The 21,456-nt window shown below is 44.4% G+C and carries 14 protein-coding genes; 10 read left to right on the top strand and 4 right to left on the bottom strand.

The window, feature by feature from the left end:
• Window positions 1–264: 264 nt before the first annotated feature.
• Window positions 265–1,269 (bottom strand): NAD-dependent epimerase, encoded by a 1,005-nt coding sequence (locus RIE73_RS22380; protein ID WP_446403290.1) that lies wholly within the window; start codon window positions 1,267–1,269, stop codon window positions 265–267.
• 231 nt (window positions 1,270–1,500) lie between these two features.
• On the opposite strand from RIE73_RS22380, the gene RIE73_RS22375 reads away from it, so the two are divergent.
• From RIE73_RS22375 to RIE73_RS22345, 7 genes are all read left to right on the top strand, one after another.
• Entirely contained in the window at window positions 1,501–2,403 is a 903-nt protein-coding gene (locus RIE73_RS22375) for a hypothetical protein (protein WP_446403289.1), read from the top strand.
• 1 nt (window position 2,404) lies between these two features.
• Window positions 2,405–2,668: a hypothetical protein gene (locus RIE73_RS22370; protein ID WP_446403288.1), complete on the top strand. Its 264-nt coding sequence runs from the start codon at window positions 2,405–2,407 to the stop codon at window positions 2,666–2,668.
• Window positions 2,669–2,726: 58 nt separating this feature from the next.
• Entirely contained in the window at window positions 2,727–4,481 is a 1,755-nt protein-coding gene (locus RIE73_RS22365) for a hypothetical protein (protein WP_446403287.1), read from the top strand.
• 101 nt (window positions 4,482–4,582) lie between these two features.
• Window positions 4,583–6,289 carry a hypothetical protein gene (locus RIE73_RS22360; protein WP_446403286.1) on the top strand — a complete coding sequence of 569 codons (1,707 nt, stop codon included), beginning with the start codon at window positions 4,583–4,585 and terminating at the stop codon, window positions 6,287–6,289.
• A 168-nt stretch (window positions 6,290–6,457) separates the two neighbouring features.
• On the top strand, window positions 6,458–8,005 hold the full coding sequence (locus RIE73_RS22355; protein ID WP_446403285.1) for a glycosyltransferase family 39 protein: 1,548 nt from the start codon (window positions 6,458–6,460) through the stop codon (window positions 8,003–8,005).
• A gap of 339 nt (window positions 8,006–8,344) precedes the next feature.
• A complete protein-coding gene (locus RIE73_RS22350) occupies window positions 8,345–10,036 on the top strand; it encodes a hypothetical protein (protein ID WP_446403284.1) in 1,692 nt (563 codons plus the stop codon).
• Window positions 10,037–10,365: 329 nt separating this feature from the next.
• A complete protein-coding gene (locus RIE73_RS22345; RefSeq protein ID WP_446403283.1) occupies window positions 10,366–11,982 on the top strand; it encodes an ArnT family glycosyltransferase in 1,617 nt (538 codons plus the stop codon).
• A gap of 65 nt (window positions 11,983–12,047) precedes the next feature.
• Here RIE73_RS22345 and RIE73_RS22340 read toward each other — a convergent pair whose 3' ends face one another.
• Together RIE73_RS22340 and RIE73_RS22335 are read right to left on the bottom strand one after the other, a co-directional pair.
• The gene (locus RIE73_RS22340) at window positions 12,048–12,962 is read right to left on the bottom strand and encodes a glycosyltransferase family 2 protein (protein WP_446403282.1); all 915 of its coding nucleotides are present in this window, start codon (window positions 12,960–12,962) and stop codon (window positions 12,048–12,050) included.
• An 849-nt stretch (window positions 12,963–13,811) separates the two neighbouring features.
• A complete protein-coding gene (locus tag RIE73_RS22335) occupies window positions 13,812–13,949 on the bottom strand; it encodes a hypothetical protein (protein WP_446403281.1) in 138 nt (45 codons plus the stop codon).
• Between RIE73_RS22335 and RIE73_RS22330 the strand changes: the two genes are divergently transcribed.
• The 3 genes from RIE73_RS22330 to RIE73_RS22320 all read left to right on the top strand — a co-directional run bounded on the left by RIE73_RS22330 (window position 13,938) and on the right by RIE73_RS22320 (window position 20,303).
• Window positions 13,938–17,633, top strand: coding sequence for a PAS domain S-box protein (locus tag RIE73_RS22330; RefSeq protein WP_446403280.1), 3,696 nt, complete (start codon window positions 13,938–13,940; stop codon window positions 17,631–17,633). The genes RIE73_RS22335 and RIE73_RS22330 overlap by 12 nt on opposite strands.
• A 240-nt stretch (window positions 17,634–17,873) precedes the next feature.
• Window positions 17,874–19,226, top strand: a complete 1,353-nt coding sequence (locus RIE73_RS22325; protein ID WP_446403279.1) for a hybrid sensor histidine kinase/response regulator — start codon at window positions 17,874–17,876, stop codon at window positions 19,224–19,226.
• 477 nt (window positions 19,227–19,703) lie between these two features.
• The gene (locus RIE73_RS22320; protein ID WP_446403278.1) at window positions 19,704–20,303 is read left to right on the top strand and encodes a hypothetical protein; all 600 of its coding nucleotides are present in this window, start codon (window positions 19,704–19,706) and stop codon (window positions 20,301–20,303) included.
• Window positions 20,304–20,656: 353 nt separating this feature from the next.
• Here RIE73_RS22320 and RIE73_RS22315 read toward each other — a convergent pair whose 3' ends face one another.
• On the bottom strand, window positions 20,657–21,427 hold the full coding sequence (locus RIE73_RS22315) for a hypothetical protein (protein ID WP_446403277.1): 771 nt from the start codon (window positions 21,425–21,427) through the stop codon (window positions 20,657–20,659).
• Window positions 21,428–21,456 lie beyond the last annotated feature (29 nt).

Below are 21,456 nucleotides of genomic sequence, written 5' to 3'. Positions count from 1 at the left end.
CTGATCCTTGACAAAATAAACTAAATAGGATCTGCTGAATTAAGATGGAAAGTATACTATACAAGGCTTTCAAACCATTTTACCACCCAACAAGTGCAAGGTTTTTATAGCACTAAGCACTCTAGTTAGGACATATCAAGAAAAATTCAAATCGCTTGACCCTGAGCGAAGTCGAAGGGTCAATCCCTTGTAAGGTAAGCTTTTTTCTTCACTATTGCCTATTGCCTATTGCCTCTCCCCACCATAAAACTTATGCAGCAAGCCCTAAATATTGTAATAAGACCGATACCACTGCACAAATCGTTCCACACCCACTTCAATCGGCGTATTCGGTCTAAATCCCACATCTTGCATCAAATCATCCACATCCGCGTAGGTAATCGGCACATCTCCCGGTTGCATGGGTAGCATATTTTTCACCGCCGTTTTGCCCAAACAGTGTTCTAAGGTTTCGATAAGTTGCAAGAGTTCAATCGGTTGATTATTGCCAATGTTGTAGAGTTTGTAAGGTGCAGAACTTCTCGAACCCGGTGAAGTGTTTCCTGAGGCTTCCGGCGGCGGAATCTTACCCATGACTCGCACCACACCCTCGACAACATCATCAACGTAAGTAAAATCCCGTTGCATCCGACCATAATTAAACACATTAATCGGCTGTTCAGCCAGAATCGCTTTGGTAAATAAAAAGAGTGCCATATCGGGACGATACCACGACCCATAAACCGTAAAGAAGCGCAAGCCTGTTGTCGGGATGTTATACAAATGACTATAGGCATGAGCCATTAATTCATTGGCTTTCTTGGTAGCCGCATACAGGCTAACAGGACAATCGACATTATCTTGTACTGAAAACGGCACTTTCGTATTCGCACCGTACACCGAACTGGATGAAGCAAACACCAGATGCTTGATGTCCGAATGGCGACACCCTTCCAGGATATTGGTAAAACCCACCAGGTTACTATCCACATAGGCGTAGGGATTTTTCAAGGAATAGCGAACCCCCGCCTGCGCCGCCAGATGGATGACGAACTCGAAGGATTCTTGGGCAAATAACTGGGCAATCCCTTCGCGGTCTGCTAAGTCTAGTTTATAAAAGCGAAACCCAGGTTGGTTCTCCAGTTGTTCTAGTCGGGCTTGTTTGAGAGAGACATCATAGTAAGCATTCAGGTTATCCAGTCCAATCACGGTATCACCCTGGGCAAGTAATCGTTGACTGAGGTGGTATCCGATAAAGCCGGCTGCACCTGTGACTAAAACGTTGACCACACTTTAATTCCTCTTATAAACGTCGGGATTGCTTAAGCTGATACCGTTTGATCGGATGATCAAGGCAAGTTTAGCATTCCAGGTAGGGGAAACAATCCCGATTAATTTCTCGCGTTCGCCCCGACACATCAATGGGTTATGTAGAAGAGCTATTCACGAGACGCTGACAATACTATACTTGGCAACGATTAGGGTTTAATTCAGGGAAGTATCACGCCAGTGACCAACGAGATGATATCAAGCCATTCCATTCCAACCAATCCGGTTAATCAAGACCGAACCCACTGGAAGCAAGTCAGCGTTCAAATTGTGGTCGTCACCGCATTCCTCAGTTTGGGGTTCCTGCTGGATGGCAATATGGGCGGCAAAAACGAGGTAGATATCTTGCCCTTTGCCAGACAGTATGCTGACCCAAGTTGGATTCCTGGAGACTGGTATCTCAATCAGCCTCCGGGCTATCGTATCCCCTTCCTAGCATTTTTTGGCTCCATGGCGGCGGCTTGGGGGTTTTTAGCCACATCTTTAATCGGGCGGCTGTTGTGTTACACTCTGATGGCTTCAGGGTTAGTCTTTCTGGGTCGAAAGCTGGGGTTAAGTTTGCCGTTGCTGCTGTTGGCGGTTGGCTTATTTCTGTATGTGGATGACAATCAAGGGATAGTTGCCCGTGAATGGTTGGTGGGAGGCGTTGAGCCGAAAGTTTTGGCTTACGGTCTATTGCTGTTCGCCATTGGGCTGATGTTAACGGGTCGCTATCGCCTGATGGCACTCCTGTTAGGGCTAGCCACATTATTTCACACTCTTGTTGGGGGTTGGGCGTCTCTGGTGATAGGAGGATGGTTGCTACTCAGACGCCGCCACCATTTTAGAAGTCTCCGCTATCTGGGTTCCGTTCTGGCGATTTATCTGATAGCCAGTGCGCTATCGATTTACACGATTCTGGAACATTTATTGACACCTAGTCCCACAGGCGCTGTAGAACCGTCCTATGTTTACGTATTTATCCGTTCTCCTCACCACCTGAATCCCCTTGATTGGTCTTCACAATGGTGGATTAAACTTGTTGTGTACTTACTGGTGTTGGCGCTGAGTGTGGGAGTACTTCGGCGCAAAATTCAAGTTTATCCCCCCAACTAAGGTGGGAGTACTCTCCTGGTATGAACGTCTCACCGACTTGAGTGGTACACTCAACCCTTGGCCTCAAGCAGGTGAACGAGTCACGTTCGGTAAGATGACCCAGGTACTTATCGCTGGTTATAACAGCTTAACGACTGACCAAGCGCAGGCTGTGATGAGCAAGTATGGAGCGGATTATCTGGTGACGAGTAGCACTCACGCTCTGGATTTAGCGATCGCTTATCAAAATTCACGTTATATTCTCTATACCAACTTATCAAACTGAATTCATTGTTCATTGGTCAAGGAACAGGGAACACAACAGGAACAGAAAACAGTAGATTATGCCAATCACACGCCTGCACCAGTTTTTAACGGCTCCCACTGGCAAAGCCTCTCGAACGCAGCAGGTTTTTTGGTTGAGCCTTAGCTTGACCTTTGCTGCCATGTATGCATATCCCCCCCTAAAAGAGGCTTTGAGTCACGACTATATTGTGCAGGATGATGCGCGGCAGCATGTCTTTTGGATGCGTCGGTTTCTCGACTCACAGTTGTTTCCTGGGGATTTGACTGCTAATTATTTTCAATCGGTTGCACCGTGGGGATATGCGACGTTCTACCGAATCTTTGCCGCAGTAGGGATTGATCCGATGGCTCTGAGTCAGATTTTACCCCTGGGGCTGGAATTGGTGGCTACCGCCTACTGTTTTGGCTTGACTCTGCAAATTTTGCCCGTACCCGTTGCGGGGTTTATCGCGTCGTTGCTATTGAATCAAAATCTCTGGATGAGAGATGATTTGGTCTCGGCAACACCCGTAGCCTTTGTCTATCCTCTATTTCTCGCCTTTGTGTATTATCGGTTGCGACGGTTGTTACTACCTTGTCTAGTGGCGATCGCGCTTTTGGGATTATTTTATCCTCAGTGTGTCTTTATCGTGGCTGGACTATTGATTTTACAGCTAGGGCGGTGGGAAAAGGGGAGGTTTCGCTTATCGCTGTGGCGAGAGGATTATTGGTTCTGTGGTTGGGGATTAGGAGTAGCACTATTGGTTCTTTTACCCTATTTAAACCCGTCAGAATTCGGTTCTGTGATTACAGCAACAGAAGCGAGAACTTTACCCGCCTTTTCTAGCCAAGGATGGTCAAGCTTTTTTGATGATGACCCCTGGAATTACTGGGTTTGTGGCAAGCGTAGCGGTATGCTGCCAAGTGAATGGTGTGGGGTGATGGCGAAGTATTCGATTCTTTTATTACCGCCACAGGTTTGGGTGAGTTTTTTATTGCCGTTTCTGTTAAAATATCCCTCTCGGTTTCCTTTAGCAAAACGGGTGAGTGGGGGTATTATTCTGTTACCTCAAATGCTGATCGTATCCATTTGCATGTTTGTCGTTGCCCATTGGCTTTTATTTAAACTGCATCTTCCCAATCGCTATACAGAACATAGTTTGCGGATTTTGGTGGCGTTGGCTGCGGCTGTGGCACTCACTATTTTATTAGATACGGTTTTACAGGTTGCTCAAACTAAAGGTAAACCGCTTTTGGCTGTTGGGTTTACTGGCATTTTGGCAGCAATCCTAATTTTTTATCCCAGCATTTTGCAAGCCAATGATTATCCTTTTCCGATTACTCAATACTACCTAGGGAAGAGTCAAGAACTTTACGAGTTTCTGCAACAACAACCAAAAGATACGGTGATTGCTTCGTTAACAGAGGAAGCGAATAGTCTACCGACGTTTGCCCAGCGCTCAATTTTAGTAGGAGGGGAAGGATATGCGTTGCCCTATCATTCGGATTATTACAATAAAATTTATCAGCGGACGGTTGAGTTGATCGAAGCTCAGTATAGTCCAGATCAGGTAACCATGCAAAATTTTATTCAGCGGTATGGGGTGGATTTATGGCTAGTGGAACGGGGGGCGTTTACGCTAGAGTATGTGATTAATAATCGTTGGATTCAAGAGTATGAGTCAGCAGCGACAGCAGCGATGTTGACTCTGGAAGGGGAAAAGGTTCCGGCTTTGGCAGTGAGGATGGAAAAATGTACGATCTTTGAAGGGGAAGGGTTGGTTGTTTTGTCGGCAGCTTGTTTGACTAATTAGTCATTTGTCCTTTACTATTTATCCTATTAAATCCGTTGCATCAGAAGTATGTAAAAAGCTGAAAATGATAGGATTTGCAATTTCTCAAGTCAATTCTTTACATGTTCAAACTGTTTGCGTTGTCTCCTAAAAAAGTATCCCGTTCTCAGATTATATTTTGGTTCAGTCTCAGTCTGACGTTTTCGCTAATTTATAGTCTTTTGGCACTTCAGCAGGCGTTTAGTAGTGACTATTTGGTGGATAGTGATGCCAGACAGCATGTGTTCTGGATGCAACGGTTTTTAGAGCCAGGGCTATTTGCGGATGATTTAATTGCCGATTATCATCAGTCGGTTGCGCCAGTTGGATATGCGACGCTTTACCAGATTATGGCAGGTTTTGGGATTCATCCCCTGGTATTTAATAAGCTGGTGCCGACTATTTTGGGGGTGATTACCACGGGTTACTGTTTTGGTATTGGTTTGGAATTGTTACCTCTGCCAATCGCTGGATTTACGGCATCTCTACTGCTGAATCAAAATCTTTGGACAACCTATACTCTGATTTCGGGTACGCCGAGAGCGTTTGTTTATCCAATCGTGTTGGCGTTTTTGTACTATTTGCTGCGGCGCTCACTGTTTCCTTGTCTAGGTGCGATCGCGCTTTTGGGAGTATTCTATCCTCAGTATGTGTTGATCTGTGCGGGAATCCTGATTTTGCAGATGGGAGACTGGCAAGGGGGGCGATGGCGGCTTTCGGGGAATCGCCGGGATTATTGGTTGGGTGGGTTGGGATTGGCGGTGGCGATTCTGGTACTGCTACCCTATACTGTACAGTCTAATGAATTTGGACCTGCGATCGCGGCATCTGTGGCGAGACAGTTACCGGAATTTATGCCTGAGGGGAGAACCCCTTTTTTTGATGAGAATCCTTGGGAGTTTTGGCTGTTTGGCAAGCGTAGTAGTTTTTTGGGCGGATTGTCTCTACCGCCGTTACTGTATCTGGGGTTGCTTTTACCGATACTGTGGTGCTATCCCTCCCGCTTTCGCTTGGTAAAACAGGTGACAAGGGGTGTGGCGATTTTACCTGAAATGGTGATAACGGCGGGTGTGACATTTATTCTCGCCCATATTTTCTTGTTTAGGCTACATCTGCCGATTCGGTATACCACCCATAGCCTGCGAATCGTGATGGCATTGGCGAGTGCGATCGCGTTTGTGGTAGGTGTAGATGCATTGGTTTATTGGGCAAGGGTTACCTCTCATCGGTTTAGACGATACTTCGCCTGGGCAGTTACGGCGGTTTTGGGGATGATACTTATTTTCTATCCCTGTTTTGTGAGTTTCCCGTTTACCCGATATAAACAAGGTCAATATCCCAGTTTATATGAATTTTTAGCTCAACAACCGCAGCCGAGTCTGATTGCTTCCCTTGATGAAGAAGCCAATAATTTACCGACGTTTTCCCAGCAGCCGGTTTTAGTCAGTGAAATGTATGCGATTCCTTATCATGTTGGGTACTATAATCAGATTCGTCAACGGGCGATTGATTTGATTCAGGCTCAGTATAGTCCAGACTTATCCCAGGTACAACAGTTTATTCAACGCTATGGCGTTACCTTTTTTTTAGTGCATCGTGCCGCGTTTACACCCGACTATATTGCGGGGAGTAATTGGTTGATGCAGTATCCCCCAGCGAAAGCCGCGATTACCCAGTTGCAGGCAGGAATAAATCCCGCCTTGTCTCAAGTTATACAACCGTGTCGTGTATTTGAGACGGATGCTTTGATGGTTCTAGACGCGCAATGTATTATGAATCAAAAATTATGAATGGCATCGCGGAGAGCTTAGGGGTATATCATTTCTCTTTAATCGTGCCACGAATATATCCTGTTCCCTGTTCCCTGTTCCCTGTTCCCTAATCTCAACGGTAAACTTTAGTGTTGTCCGACTCCTTAGAACATGAAAGAAATTCGTCATCAGGTCATAATAGCTTGTGTGGCAATAACAATCATCTTAGGTTTATTTTTCCGCTTCGCTAACCTAGGAAAAAAGGTCTATTGGACAGATGAAATTTATACATCGGTTCGCGTCTCCGGACATACGATTCAAGAGTATAGTCAGGATAACTTCAACGGCGGGATGATTCAAGTTAAAGCCTTACAGGATTATCTACAACCTCGCCCCCAAAACGGCTTAAACGATACGATGAAGGCGTTGGTCAACAAATCCGAGCATCCGCCGTTATATTATTTAATGGCTCATTTCTGGGTGCGCTGGTTTGGCAATACTCCTCCTGTCACTCGCAGTTTATCCGCGTTAATCAGTCTATTGGTATTTCCGGCAATATACTGGCTGTGTCGGGAGTTATTTGAATCTCCGATAACCGGATGGATTGCCGTTTCCCTGATTGCCGTTTCTCCGGTTCATATCCTCTACGCCCAAGAAGCACGGCAATATAGTTTGTGGGCGGTAACTATATTACTATCCTGTGCTGCTTTATTTCGAGCAATGCGAATGAAAACACCAGGAAATTGGGTGATTTATGCCCTAACCCTGTCACTGGCACTCTATTCTCATTTACTCTCATTCCTGGTGTTAATCGCTCAAGCCATCTACGTCGCCGCCATGAATAGTTGGCGATTGACTCAACAGTTGAAGGCATATCTGTTAGCATTAACCGGAGCAATCGTGGCATTCTTACCCTGGTTTGTCCTAATTCGCGAAGTTAGAGCCACAGGTTGGACATCAAAAGATATCCCACTATGGGTTCTATTCAAGCGTTGGATGTTTAATCTAGCCGCTGTATTTTTTGATCCGCAAATTAGCTATGATAAGCAACTATTCGATATTCGCTATGGTATGGATAATGGACAATTTGGGTTGAACTATCCATTAACCTATCTCGTCATCCCAATTCTACTCCTAGTCGCTTACGCCATCTATTTTCTGATTCGCACCACGCCGAAACGGATTTGGTTATTTGTCCTGATTTTAATCAGTGTTACCGCACTCCCTTTAGCCTTACCCGATTTACTAGGGCGGGGACAACGTTCAACGATTGCTCGTTACCTCATCCCTAGTTTTGTGGGGATTCAGTTAGCGGTGGCTTATTTACTCAGCGTTAAAATAACTCCCGGCTTTGCCAAAAATCGACAACAGAAACTGTGGCAAGTGGGAACCGTTGTCTTAATTTCTCTGGGAGTTTTATCCAGTGCGGTAAGTTCTCAATCCGAAACCTGGTGGAACAAATACACCAATTACTATGACCCCAAAGTCGCTCGGATTGTCAATCAATCTCCTACCCCTTTAGTCATCAGTAGCAGTGTCGTGAGAACCACATCGCTGAGTTATTGGCTCAACCCCGAAATCCAACTAATGGTAATCGAAGCCCCCCCACTTCCCGACAATCTCAATCAATTTAGTGATGTATTTTTATTTCAACCCACCAATGACTTACGGGCTGAACTCGAACAGCAATCCCCCTATCAAATAAAACCCATCTATGAATTAGGATGGCTTTGGCAAATCTTGTCCCCTAATTAGGGTATGCTGAATAAATTGTGAGAGCTAACCGGATAAGTTGGGTTACTCTACCCTTCGGGAACTCCAAAGGAGTACGAGAAGGCTTCGCCTACGTTCCTCAACCCAACCTACTTTCTAATTAGGGTCTGCTGTTGGGAGTTGTAGGGTGATGAGGGAGAGACAGAAATTATCGTATATACTTTAAAGTTATTGCCTTGATTTACCGCCCCCCAGCCCCCCTTCTCCCAATACTACCTGAAGCGCTCCCTCTGCGAACCTCTGCGCTTTCCCTCTGCGAACCTCTGCGTTGAAAAAAATCGACTCTTCCCCTCTATAAACCGTTCAAAAACCCGTCTCTCTATGCCGAAAAACCACCCAAAAAAAACCCAACTCTCCCTCATCACGCATCAATCCCAACCCAGGGAAATTTTCTGGTTATCCCTCAGCCTCATCATTGCCACCAGTTATAGCCTGTTAGCCCTACAAAAAGCCTTCAATTCCCCTTATATTGTCCAAGATGACGCCAGACAACACGTCTTTTGGATGCAGCGATATATAGATTCCCAATTATTCCCCAATGATATCATTGCCGATTATTTCCAATCCGTCGTTCCCGTCGGCTATAAAACACTCTACCAACTCATCGCCAACCTAGGAATCGAACCCCTAACCCTGAGTAAACTCCTCCCCCTACTCCTCACCCTAATCACCACAATTTACACCTTTGCACTCACCCTACAACTCCTCCCCCTACCCATCACCGGATTTATTAGTTCCCTGCTAGTCAATCAAACCCTGTGGATGCGGGATGATTTAGTCTCCGCCACACCCAGAGCATTTGTCTACCCATTACTGCTGGGATTCTGGTATTATCTAATCAAGCGATCGCTAATTCCCACTTTAGGTGCGATCGCGCTACAAGGATGGTTCTATCCCCAAAGTGTCCTCATCTCCAGTGGAGTCTTAATTCTCCAGTTGGGGAAATGGCAAAGGGGAAAACTGCGACTGTCGCGGGAAAGGAAGGATTATTACTTCAGCGCGGCGGGTTTAATCGTGGCATTTTTGGTGATGTTACCCTACGCCATCACCACATCCGAGTTTGAGCCAATTATTACCGCCAGCCAAGCCCAACAAATGCGGGAATTCTGGGCGGGGGGGCGAGCCAGCTTTTTTACCGATAATTTCTGGGATTTCTGGTTAAATGGCGATCGCAGTGGACTTCTTCCTCGACGCCAATCCCTTCCCATCCTACTATACGCTGCCCTCTTATTACCCTTTTTCGGGAAAATTCCCCAACACTTTCCCCTAACCAGACAGGTAAAACCCTCAATCATCCTCCTCCCTCAAATTATCATCGTTTCCCTCAGCCTATTTTTTACCGCCCATCTGCTACTCTTCCACCTCCATTTACCCAGTCGTTATAGCGAACACACCTTACGACTCCTCCTCCCCATCGCCACAGGAATCGCCCTAACCATCTTATGTCATGGACTCTTCCAGAAAACCCAAATCCTCGCCATCGGATTAACCACAATCCTCGCCGGAATCCTGCTATTCTACCCCCTCCTCGTCACAGACTTCCCCAAAACCGCCTACGAAATCGGAACCGCACCCAAACTCTACCAATTTATCACCCATCAACCCAAAGACAGCCTTATCGCCTCCCTATCCCCAGAAACCGATAACCTCCCCACCTTTACCCACCGTTCAATTTTAGTCAGTTGGGAATACGCCATCCCCTATCATCTCGGCTATTACCTCCCCTTGCGCCAACGCGCCATTGACTTAATTCGCGCTCAATACAGCCCCAACGCAAACGAGATCAAAACATTCATCCAAAACAATACCATAGACCTTTGGCTCATCGACCAATCCGCCTTCACCCTCGACTACATCACCCACAACAAATGGATACAACAATTTCCAGATGTCGCCACAGAAGCCAGCCTCAGAATAGAACAAGGAACCCCCTTAGCCATTCCCCCCTTAATTCCAAAATGCTCCATCTTTCAAACCCAACGATTTATAGTATTAGATGCAAAATGTCTTTAAAGTCAAATAGTTCGTAGTTGCGCTTGTAGTTGCGCTTTAGCGCCATAAACGCTGATATTGTGAACTAAGGAGGTGGACACAATTAAAGTTAGCGGTGGAGATTAGGGAACAGGGAACAGGGAACAGGGAACAGGGAACAGAGAACAGTAAGGGTTTGAGGGTTGTTTACATAACTTAATCTAGTTAAGTTTATTTCCACCAACCTACTTATAGCAATCCTATTTGAGTTGTGTCCAAAAATCTGATAATTTTCGGGAATGGGTAATGGACTCCTAGCAATCTTATACTATAACTACCCAAATAGGAAAATCAGATTGGAGGATAATCCGTTGAAGACTGCTGTACCATCAAAAACTATCGATAGAGCCTTTTGCGCCTTAGTGATTTTTAGTCTATTGATTAACCTTTGGGGAATCAACTGGGGATTACCCAGTTTTAACGGCTGGGCGGCGGATGAACTCACCCCGATACGAGTACTAGAAGCCGTGGAACAAGGATTTGCCAATGGATGGCATTATAAATATCCACCGTTTCATTTTTATCTCCTCACCATTTTCTATTCCCCTATTTTACTCCTCCATCAATTGGGTGTGGTAAATGTCTATAGTTTACCCACCTATACCCTGTTATTTTATATCGGCAGAGTCCTCAGTCTGATCCTAGCCGCCGGAATTTTAAGGATTGTCTATAAACTTGGACAAGAACTCTATGATCAACAATCAGCATTCTTCGCCACAGTCATCGCTAGCTTAAATTTACCCTTTATTTATTATGCCAAAACCATTAACCTTGATATCCCCTATTTATTCTGGTTCATGTTATCGTTATTCTTTTATATCCGCATCTTAAAAGAGCAACAAACGAGGGATTATCTATTATTTGCAGCGACAGCCGCCATCACCGTTGCCACGAAAGACCAAGCCTATGCCTTCTATATCCTAACCCCTGGCTTTATTATATGGCAGCACTATCGCTATTTGCAGCACCGTAATCCATCCGTCACCCTAAAAAATGCCCTGAAAGACCGAAAAATTGTTCTTTCCTTAGGCGTAGGACTTGCCCTATTCCTCGCTATCCATAACGTTATATTTAACTTAAATGGCTTCTTTGCTCATGTCAATGATATTACATCAGGGGGCGCTACCATCAGTCCTCGATTTGAGCGAAATATATTGGGACACCTAACCATGTTTTGGCAAAGCTTGAGGCATATCCGAGTGTCTTTTGGCTGGCTTTTATACGGAATCTGCATCCTGGGTTTGCTCAAGGCTGTTTGGCAACGAAAACACTATTATCTCCTCTGTTTACTGATTCCGATTGCCTCGTATTATTTATTTTTTGTCAGCATTGTCATGTATAACGCCCTGCGTTATCTGTTTCCCGTCTGTCTCATTTTGGCATTTTTTGGCGGTAAGCTAATCGGGGATTTCCTCACCCCATCTGCCCAGCTATTTCGCGTTAAAGCTTTATCCATTATCGCTGTATTTATTTATACCTTTTTTTATGCTACATCCGTTAATGTATTGATGACCCATGATTCGCGATACTCAGTGGAACAATGGATGACAAAAACCTTTACCCCCAACGATTTTATTTTAGGAGCTGGTGACGCTAAATATTTACCTCGATTAGAAAAGTTTAGCTCAGAAAGTTTCAAGCGCCCGACTCTGGAAACTCTCAAGCAGAAAAATCCAGATTATATTATTGGCACGAGTGCCTACGATAGTCGTCGCTTTGAAGCAGGCACACCTAAGTATGAATTTTTCTCTAAACTAGAAACAGAAGAACTCGGCTACGATTTAGTTTTTCAGTATAAAGCTGACCCCCAATGGGATTTACTAAATCATCAAGAATTAGGTTATCGACATATCAATCGTATGTACGTTTACTCCAATTTCGATAAAATTAATCCAGAAATCAAAATTTATAAAAAGAGTAGTCAGTAAGTCAGCACAGTTTAACGTAAACGGTCATTTGTCATTTGTCCTGGGTAAGTGACCCGGATTTAGTATTAGATCCGATTACTACGTTTGTCAATCATATCTGCCAAAAGCGCAAACATACCGATTTGGGTAGCTGCGACAAAAAGAATCAGAGTCGATTCAGTTAAATCCTGCCGAATAAAGACATCTTGAAACAGGGAAATTAAAAAGCCGACAAAGAATAAACTAGCCACAGGAAAAAATATTCGCATTGGTGCAAAATATACGCCCATGCGGAGAATTAACTGAATAAATCCTAAGGTATCACGGATTGGCTTAATTTTACTTTTGCCCACTCGATGATAGTAATCAATCGGTTCGTAATGGACGATATAATTATTCGTGAGCATGGCAATTGTAATCGTGGTTGTAAAACTGAAAGTATCCGGGAGAATAGTCAAGAATCGTTCCACCACATTTTTGCGAAACACCCGCATTCCACTATTCAAATCAGGAATGCGATACTTCGTCACCCACTGGGCGAAGTGGACAAGAAACCACTTGGGAATCTTACGAATTCGGGAATAGCGAACATTAGCCCCAATTCGCGCCCCGACTACCATATCGGCTTGAATTGCCAGTTTCACTAAGTCGGGAATGCGTTCATTTGGATAAGTTCCATCGCCATCTGTAATCGCAATAATAGAGTATTTAGCACATCGAATTCCCGTCTTTAGCGCTGCGCCATATCCTCGATTGATTCCATGGCGAATCACTTGAATAGTTGGATACTGTTGTAAAATTTGAGCCGTGTGATCCGTCGAACCATCATCGACTACAATAATTTCCGAGTTGCACGGCACACATTTGAGAATTGTCTGCAAGTGTTCCAGTGTAGCAGCAATACTTTTTTCTTCATTATAGAGGGGGAGGACGACTGAAAAATCAGGGCAAGTTCCTGAAACTAAAGCGGATACCTCACCCCATCGCTGGCTATCTGGCATTATTTATCTATTCCCCTGATGAAATAAAAGTTGAGCTTATTTCAAGATACTATCATAACTGGCTTTTCCGTACTTGGGGAACAGGGAATAGGGAATAGGGAACAGTAAGGATTTGAGGCTTGTGAATATTTCTTAGTCCAGCGTACAGAATTTATGTCTAGGTACTTATCACCCTAAGTCCGGGCTAACCTCTCACTTAGGCGATAATTAAAAAATCCTTTTAAATCGGGGATAATAGTTTCGCCTAAGCAGAATAATTTTTGATGCCGTATGTTTGATGTTTTATGAGTTTGCAAAGGGATTTAATTAACGACGACTCTACACTCTAGACAACATGGCATGTTTGAGGGACTTGGGTCACTTGTTTGCGTGGGCTATTACCAACTTTATAAGATTTGACAACAGAAAGCTCTAAAAGCTGGGATGCATTTAGCCGTGAGTAGGGTTCAATGGATTCAGGCATGGCTTGGTAACAATGGGGACAGAACCAGTAGACTTGGTGAGAGCGAATGTGCCTGAGTAAGGTATGTGAACAACAAAGACAAGTATGATTAAACATCTTTTTCCTTCCTATTTCCAGTAGAGTTCAATTCCGGTACGATACCGTTATTGGCGTGGTTTGACGAGACTGTAGAGTGTGATACAATCTACGACAACTCTGCTTTATCTCTAGACTAAAACCGAAATCTGAGGAAATTCTGAGGATAAAAAGCTGTTTCAAAAGTTTATAGTTTCTGGACTGTAGCGAATCGGATAAGAGTATTAAAAGAGTATTAAATAAAAGCTATTCCATTTATTTTTGTGGTAAGCAATCAGGCGGATCAGGGGTCATGGTGTCAAACCAGGGCGTCAAAATAGGGATTCTGTGACGATCGCACTGTAGATAGGAGTATGCCTCAAACTGGGATCTACCGCATCAATGGCGGAATACCGAGTTGGGGCAAACCTCACACATGCGATCGCACAGAATACAGTATGGTTATCCATTACTCTGCTAGCAACCCCAGCCCAAGCCAACCCGCCAACCCAACGTCATGCCCATTTCAGGAACAAAAGGGGATTTCTGAGGCTTGTGCGTTTCTAGCCATCTTCAATGACTCCCTGGATGCTATGGTTGTTGCTGATAGTCAGGGACAATTACTCCGAGTCAATCGGGCGGCGGGTGAATTATTCAAATTGTCTAAGGATCAACTGCTGCATCACACGATATTGGAGACGACACCGATTAGTCTTCACCACTGGCGTTCCTTTCTCAGCCAAGGGCGAATCACCTATAAGTTTTGTCTGTGGCGTGCCGATGGCACTCAACGCGATGTAGAGTTAGAAGGTACCGCCAATATGTTACCCGATCATCATCTATTAGTGTTGCGAGATGTAACTGAACGTCAGCAAGCGGAAAAGGCATTGCAGCAATCCCAGCATGTGATTGAACAAATTAGTCAATCGATTTCCGCTATTGTTTATATCTACGACATCATCGAACAGCGGAATATCTATAGTAATCGCACCATTACTGACATTCTGGGCTATTCTCCGGAAACAGTACAAGCCATGGGAGACACCCTGTTTACGCAACTGATGCACCCGGATGATTTAGTCAAATTATCGGCACGAATTAAACGCTTGGCGACAGCGTCTGATCGAGAAATTATCGAAACCGAATACCGAATGCGTCGGGCGAATGGGGAATGGTGCTGGCTTTATAGCCGAGATACAGTATTTAGCAAAACCCCCGATGGCAAACCCCAACAAATTTTAGGCGTCGCCACTGATATTACCACGATAAAATTAGCCGAAGCCAAAATATTAAGCTTGAATGCTGAATTAGAACAACGGGTGAAAGAACGCACCGAAGCCTTACAGCAAGCCAATGAAGAACTCAAACGAGAAATTCGCGATCGCCAACATGCGGAAAAAACCTTACGCGAGAGTGAAGAACGATTCCGGTCTATTTTTGAGAATGTTTCGGTGGGAATTTCCCTGCTGGATCTCGACGGGTATATTCTAACCGCTAATGAAGCCAAGTGTCGGTTTTTAGGCTACTCTTCTGATCAACTTGTCGGGATGCATTTTTCTCGGTTGACTCACCCCGAAGATTTGTCTCTGGATGCTAATTTATTTGAGTCAATCGTGTGCGACAAACGCACCAACTACACCATTGATAAACGCTATCTGCGCCAAGATGGTGCTTGTGTTTGGGGTCGCATAACCGTATCTGTGATTAAACATGATGATGGTTCGCCGCGATATATCGCCGTGGTTTGTGAGGATATCAATGATCGCAAACAAATGGAAGAGGTATTGCGGGAAAGTCAGCAGAAATATCAAACCCTGTTTCAAATCTTTCCGATTGGTATTTCCATTACTGATAAAGGGGGAAATATTATTGAAGCCAATGAAGCCAGTGAAGAAATTTTAGGACTATCCCGCCAAGAACACACCAGTCGCACCTATGATGCTCCTAACTGGCAAATTATTCGACTGGATGGCACGCCCATGCCAGCCGCTGAATTTGCTAGTGTTCGCGCGTTAACCGAAAACCGAGTTATTGAAAATATGGAAATGGGAATCGTTAAAGCCCAGGATAAAATTACTTGGATTAGCGTCACCGCCGCCCCGATTCCCCTCCCCGATTACGGCGTTGCCATTGCCTACATTGATGTTAGCGATCGCAAGCGTATGGAAAAGGCATTACGGGAAAGCCAACAAAAATATAAAACCCTGTTTCAAATCCTGCCGATTGGGATTTCTATCACCGATAAACAGGGGAATTGGATTGAAGCGAATGCCGCTAGCGAGAAAATCATGGGGCTATCCGTTTCTGACCGAATTAATGCCAACTATGTGACGCCAAACTTGCAGGTAATCCGACCCGATGGCAGTATGATGCCCCGAACAGAATTTGCTAATGTTAAAGCCTTAATTCAAAACCAAGTGATCAAAAACCATGAATCGGGAATCGTTAAACCCGATGGAAAAATTACCTGGATTAGTGCCACCGCTGCCCCCATTCCCTTACGGGATTCGGGTGTGGTTGTTGCCTATTTAGATATTACCGAACGAAAGCAAGCCGAAGAAGCCCTCCAGAAAGCGAAAGAAGTGGCAGTTCGAGAAGCCAAACGCAGCGAAATTGCCAACCGTGCCAAAAGCGAATTCTTGACCAATATGAGTCATGAACTTCGCACGCCACTGAATGGTATTTTAGGGTATACTCAACTGCTCAAACAAGATACAACGTTAACCAATCCACAGCACCATAATTTGCACATTATTCACCAATGTGGTGAACACCTGCTCACGTTAATTAATGATATTCTCGACCTAGCTAAGATTGAAGCGCAAAAGATGGAACTCTATCCCACCGAGTTTCACTTGCCGAACTTCCTTAATAGTCTGGCTGATTTGTTTCAGTTACGTGCCCAACAAAAGGATATTATCTTTACCTATCAAGTGCTGTCACCCCTTCCTAATGGGGTGATGGCAGATAACAAACGACTGCGACAGGTTTTGTGTAATTTACTTAGTAATGCGATTAAGTTTACGGATCAGGGTGAGGTAACATTTACGGTGAGTGTTGTCAATCGAACCGATGTAAAATCGGCTTGTACAAATTATGCCCTTGAATCAAACCCGGGCGGGTTTTGTACAAACGTTACTATCAATAGTCAAAATCAAGTTCCTAAACCCGCCCCTACAAACCAGGTTTACTCGAGGGTGGCGAAGGGTCAACACTGTAAAACAATTCGTTTTCAAATTAAAGATACAGGTGTAGGGATTGATTCGCATCAATTAGCCCAAATCTTTTTACCCTTCCATCAAGTCAGTGATCAGAGTCACGCCACTGAAGGAACGGGATTGGGATTGGCGATTAGCCAGAAATTAATTCAACTGATGGGGAGTGAAATTAAAGTTAAGAGTATTCCCGGTAACGGCAGTACATTCTGGTTTGATATTAATTTACCCTTAGTCTCAGGATGGCATGAACCCAATCCCGCGACGAAACGCCGGATTACAGGTTTTAAAGGGAACAAACGCAAATTAATGATTGTGGATGATAATAAAGTTAATCGTACTCTCTTACGGGCGATGCTAAAGCCTTTAGGGTTTGAAATAATAGAGGCGATTAATGGTCAAGACTGTTTGCAGAAGGTTGTCGAATGTTATCCCGATCTAATTTTAATCGACTTAGTGATGCCAGAGATGGATGGATTGGAAACCACACGCCGAATGCTAGCATTACCCCAACTTCAGGATAAAGATATCGTGGCGATCGCGCTTTCTGCCAGTGTCTATCCCCAGATTCAGCAGGAGAGTCTCGCCGCCGGGTGTCGAGGTTTTCTCGCCAAGCCTGTGGAAAGCCAGCAACTTCTCGACGCGATCGCACTCCATTTAAACCTAGAATGGATTTATTCCCTACCCCAATCTCTCTCCCCAACGAAGGCGGCTACTCTGACGCAGACGCCGATTAATTCCCTACCCGCATCAGAAATTACAGCATTAGCTGATTTGGTTAAAATGGGGGATATCCAAGGCATTATCGAACGCGCTGAATCTCTAGCCCAACAAAATTCGCAATTTGAACCCTTGACAAGCCAAATTTGTCAGTTAGCGAGAGGGTTTCGATTGAAACAACTGCGGGAACTGATTCAAGATCATCTTGTTGATGGTTAATAGTTTATGGTTCATGGTTCATTGTATTCGGGAATTCTTGATTCCATCGTTCTAGCCAAACCATTACCCTATTAATCACTAAGTAGTCGGACAAAAGAAAACGGTACTTTATTAAGTTTTGTCAACCACCCTCAAATTCTTACTGTTCCCTGTTCCCTGTTCCCTAATCTCAACCGTTAACTTTAATTGTGTCCGCCTCTTATATGTCTTGGTTGCTTGCTTCATAATTCATCCTTTGTTATGACCCTTCCAGTTCCGGATAAAAGTAAACTGCTGATTGTCGATGATAACCCCACCAATTTAGGGTTTCTCTTTGAGTATTTAACTAAATCTGACTTCAAAGTCTTAGTCGCCTTAGATGGAGAAAGTGCGATTGAACAAGTGCAATATGCCCAGCCCGATCTGATTTTGTTAGATGTAATGATGCCGGGATTGGATGGATTTACAACCTGTAAACACTTCAAATCTGATCCATCTACTCAAGATATTCCCATAATTTTTATGACCGCGCTGTCTGATACAGTGGATAAAGTCCAAGGCTTTAAAATTGGTGCGGTTGATTATATCACTAAACCCCTGCAACCGGAAGAAGTCTTATGTCGGGTTCAAACCCATCTTGCCTTGAGAAACCTGCAAAAGCAACTCCTTGACCAAAATCAAAAACTATTGGATTCCCAAGAGAAAGAACGGCAAAGATCCTTAGAACTTGAGCAGGCATTAAAGAAAATACAACAAACCCAACTTCAACTCATTCAATCCGAAAAAATGTCAAGTTTGGGTCGGATGGTTGCTGGAATTGCCCACGAGATTAATAATCCGTTAAATTTTATCTACAGTAATGCCTCAATTACGAAAACTTATCTAGAAGAACTCTTACACTTACTTCATTCTTATCAACGTACCTACAACAATCCCAGCCCCGAAATTGTTGCAGAAACTGAAGCCATTGACCTAGATTTTTTGCAGTCAGATTTACCCAAAATCCTTAACTCAATGCAAGTGGGGGCGGAACGAATCTGTCAGATTATTCTGTTGTTGCGGAGTTTTTCCCATTTGGATGAATCCGATTTTAAATTAACGGATATTCATCAAGGAATTAATAATACACTGTTTTTGTTACAGCACTGTCTTAAGTCTCAGTCAGACCGACCCGCTATTCGAGTGATTAAAGAGTATAGCGATCTGCCTAAAATTGCCTGTTATGGGGGTCAGCTTAACCAAGTATTTACATCTCTTATCACCAATGCCATTGAAGCCATTGATCAGGAGAAAGAGAAATGGAGAACAGCCAACAATGGGTTTGAAGCGAATCCGCCAACACCAACGATTTGGATTTGTACGGAAATTAAAGACAATGCCAATGTAGTTATTAAAATTGCCGATAATGGTTCAGGGATGAATGATGAGGTCAAACGCCAAATCTTTGATCCCTTTTTTACGACAAAGCCTGTGGGTTCAGGAACAGGTTTAGGGTTGGCGATTAGTTATCAGATTATTGTCGAAAAGCATAAAGGTAAGTTACAGATGAATAGTCAACGGGGAAAAGGGACAGAGTTTGTGATTGAGATTCCTCTAGATTTGAATGAAGAGTAGATATAAGTTCCATTAAATCCCACCTCGTTACACCGCCTTGAAATCAATTTCAAGGCTTATAGCTAAAGTCCGTTAAAACGGACTGGGACAAGTTATAGCAGATTTCACGTTGATCAGGTACAGCCTTAAGCAAGATCCCCGACTTCTTGGAGAAGTCGGGGATCTGTCTGTGAAATAAGTCTTGTGGTGAGGGGGAGCTGGGGAAGCTGGGGAAGCTGGGGAAGCTGGGGGAGCAAGGGTACATTTTCCCTGAGCAAGGTGATGTCATACTTATGAAGGATGCTACCCCATTTCCTTGCACTTTATCAACTGTCCATACGCCTCAAAGTATTGATGGATCAGGGTTTCTGGGTTGTGCAGCAAGCCCTAATTATGGGTATTCAACCGGACATGATATTATTAATTTTACGGGGATTTTTTTGATAATTAGCAACGTGTAAGTATTCAACCGAACGTTATATGAAAAATGGATAACCTATGTCCTACAGCCAGTTTACACTTGCCAAAGCCGTAGCAGAGTTTAATCTCGTCTTGGTTGAGGTTCCGCAATTTCTGCCGGAAGTTGCTCCGGTTATACCGTCACCCACATTAACGGAATTCCTAGAAACGAGTCTACCTTTAACCGCCACAGGGAGTGAAAAGGCACGATCTGAGGGTATTATTTACCCAATTCTCTGGGAAGTCAAACGCCTTTTATCGTCTCAAGTTAGCTTGTTTTCAGGAGAAGAGTTTGATGTCGATCCCACTGTGGGTTTAAATGGGGTGTGTGATTTTATTTTGTCTCGTTCAGTTGAGCAACTGTTTATTCAAGCCCCAGTGGTTATATTAACGGAAGCAAAGAAGGCAGATATTCGCACGGGATTAGGTCAATGTGTGGCGGAAATGGTAGCGGCGCAACGGTTTAATGCGGCGGCGGAACGTTCGATTACAACCGTGTATGGCTGTGTAACCAGTGGTACGCAGTGGCGGTTTCTGAAGCTGGAGGGACAAACGGTAACGATCGCGCTAACTGATTATCCGTTACCCCCAGTTGATCAGATTCTGGGATTTCTAATTTGGATGGTTAGAGACGGTTAATTGTCGGGGCGGGTTTAGCCGTTTACTGAACGGGTGTACCAATAACTGATCAACAAAACCCGCCCTCTTTTTGTTTCTGGAGGGACAAACGGTAACGATCGCGCTAACTGATTATCCGTTGCCCCCAGTTGATCAGATTCTGGGATTTCTAATTTGGATGGTTAGAGACGGTTAATTGTCGGGGCGGGTTTAGCCGTTTAATTGACGGGTTTACCCACAACTGATCAACAAAACCCGCCCTCTTGTCGTTTCGATTTGAACTATAGCGCTACGCGCTAGGCAATGGGCAATAGGCAATGGGCAATAGTGCAGAAAAAATAACAAATGACATAGGACAAATGACGAATGACAAATTACGCTGTCTTGAAAAAGCGGATAATTTCGCGAACGTGATCCAGGAATTGACTATCTGTGGTTAATTGCGCGATCGCTTGTTGGGCTTCCCGGGCTAAACGCTTGTGTTCAGCCTCATTCTGGGCTTCGAGTTGATCAAAAGAAGCGCGGAGTCGGGCGATATCTTTGCGGCTTTCTTCCCAGTTACGGTTCTGTCTCGCTACCCAAGACTGCTCATTTTCGGGATCAAGTTGGGGTTGAATCTGTCTGATATCCTGTTCTAAAAGCATCACGCGATCGCGCAATTGGTACACATCCTCACGAGGATACTTAAACTCCTGGCGAATCATCGCTAAACGGGCGGCTAAATACTCATAGAGTCGAATCGCTGGGCGTAAGGCGGTTAACAACAATGCCGCACCGGAACTAACATAACCCACCGCACTAATCCCCGTAGCCGCTAGCGTGTAAAGTCCAATCGCAGATAAAATATGTAAAGCTATCGCCACCCAGAGCGATCGCGTTGCTACCACTTGAGCATAATTCACCTGTTTGGTGTCAATCTGTATCCCCTTTTCCGCCGATTGCGCCGCATCTGCCAAAACCGACTTGGCTTCAAAGTGGACATTCCAGGGAACTGTCACAACCACCAACAGCCACCAAAAGCTGGCAACTCCAATCACCCAATCCAGAAAATGTCCGGCGCTGATATGCAACCATTGTAGGATGCCAAATATCAGTAGGGTGATGATTCCCAATGCGCCACTCCATCCGATAAAGTTGAATAACATATCCTGTGACCTGTAAGTGTGAAACGTTT

This window comes from Coleofasciculus sp. C1-SOL-03, assembly GCF_040220555.1.
Classification (GTDB): Bacteria; Cyanobacteriota; Cyanobacteriia; order Cyanobacteriales; family Coleofasciculaceae; genus Coleofasciculus.
This window is presented reverse-complemented; position numbering and strand designations above follow the sequence as displayed.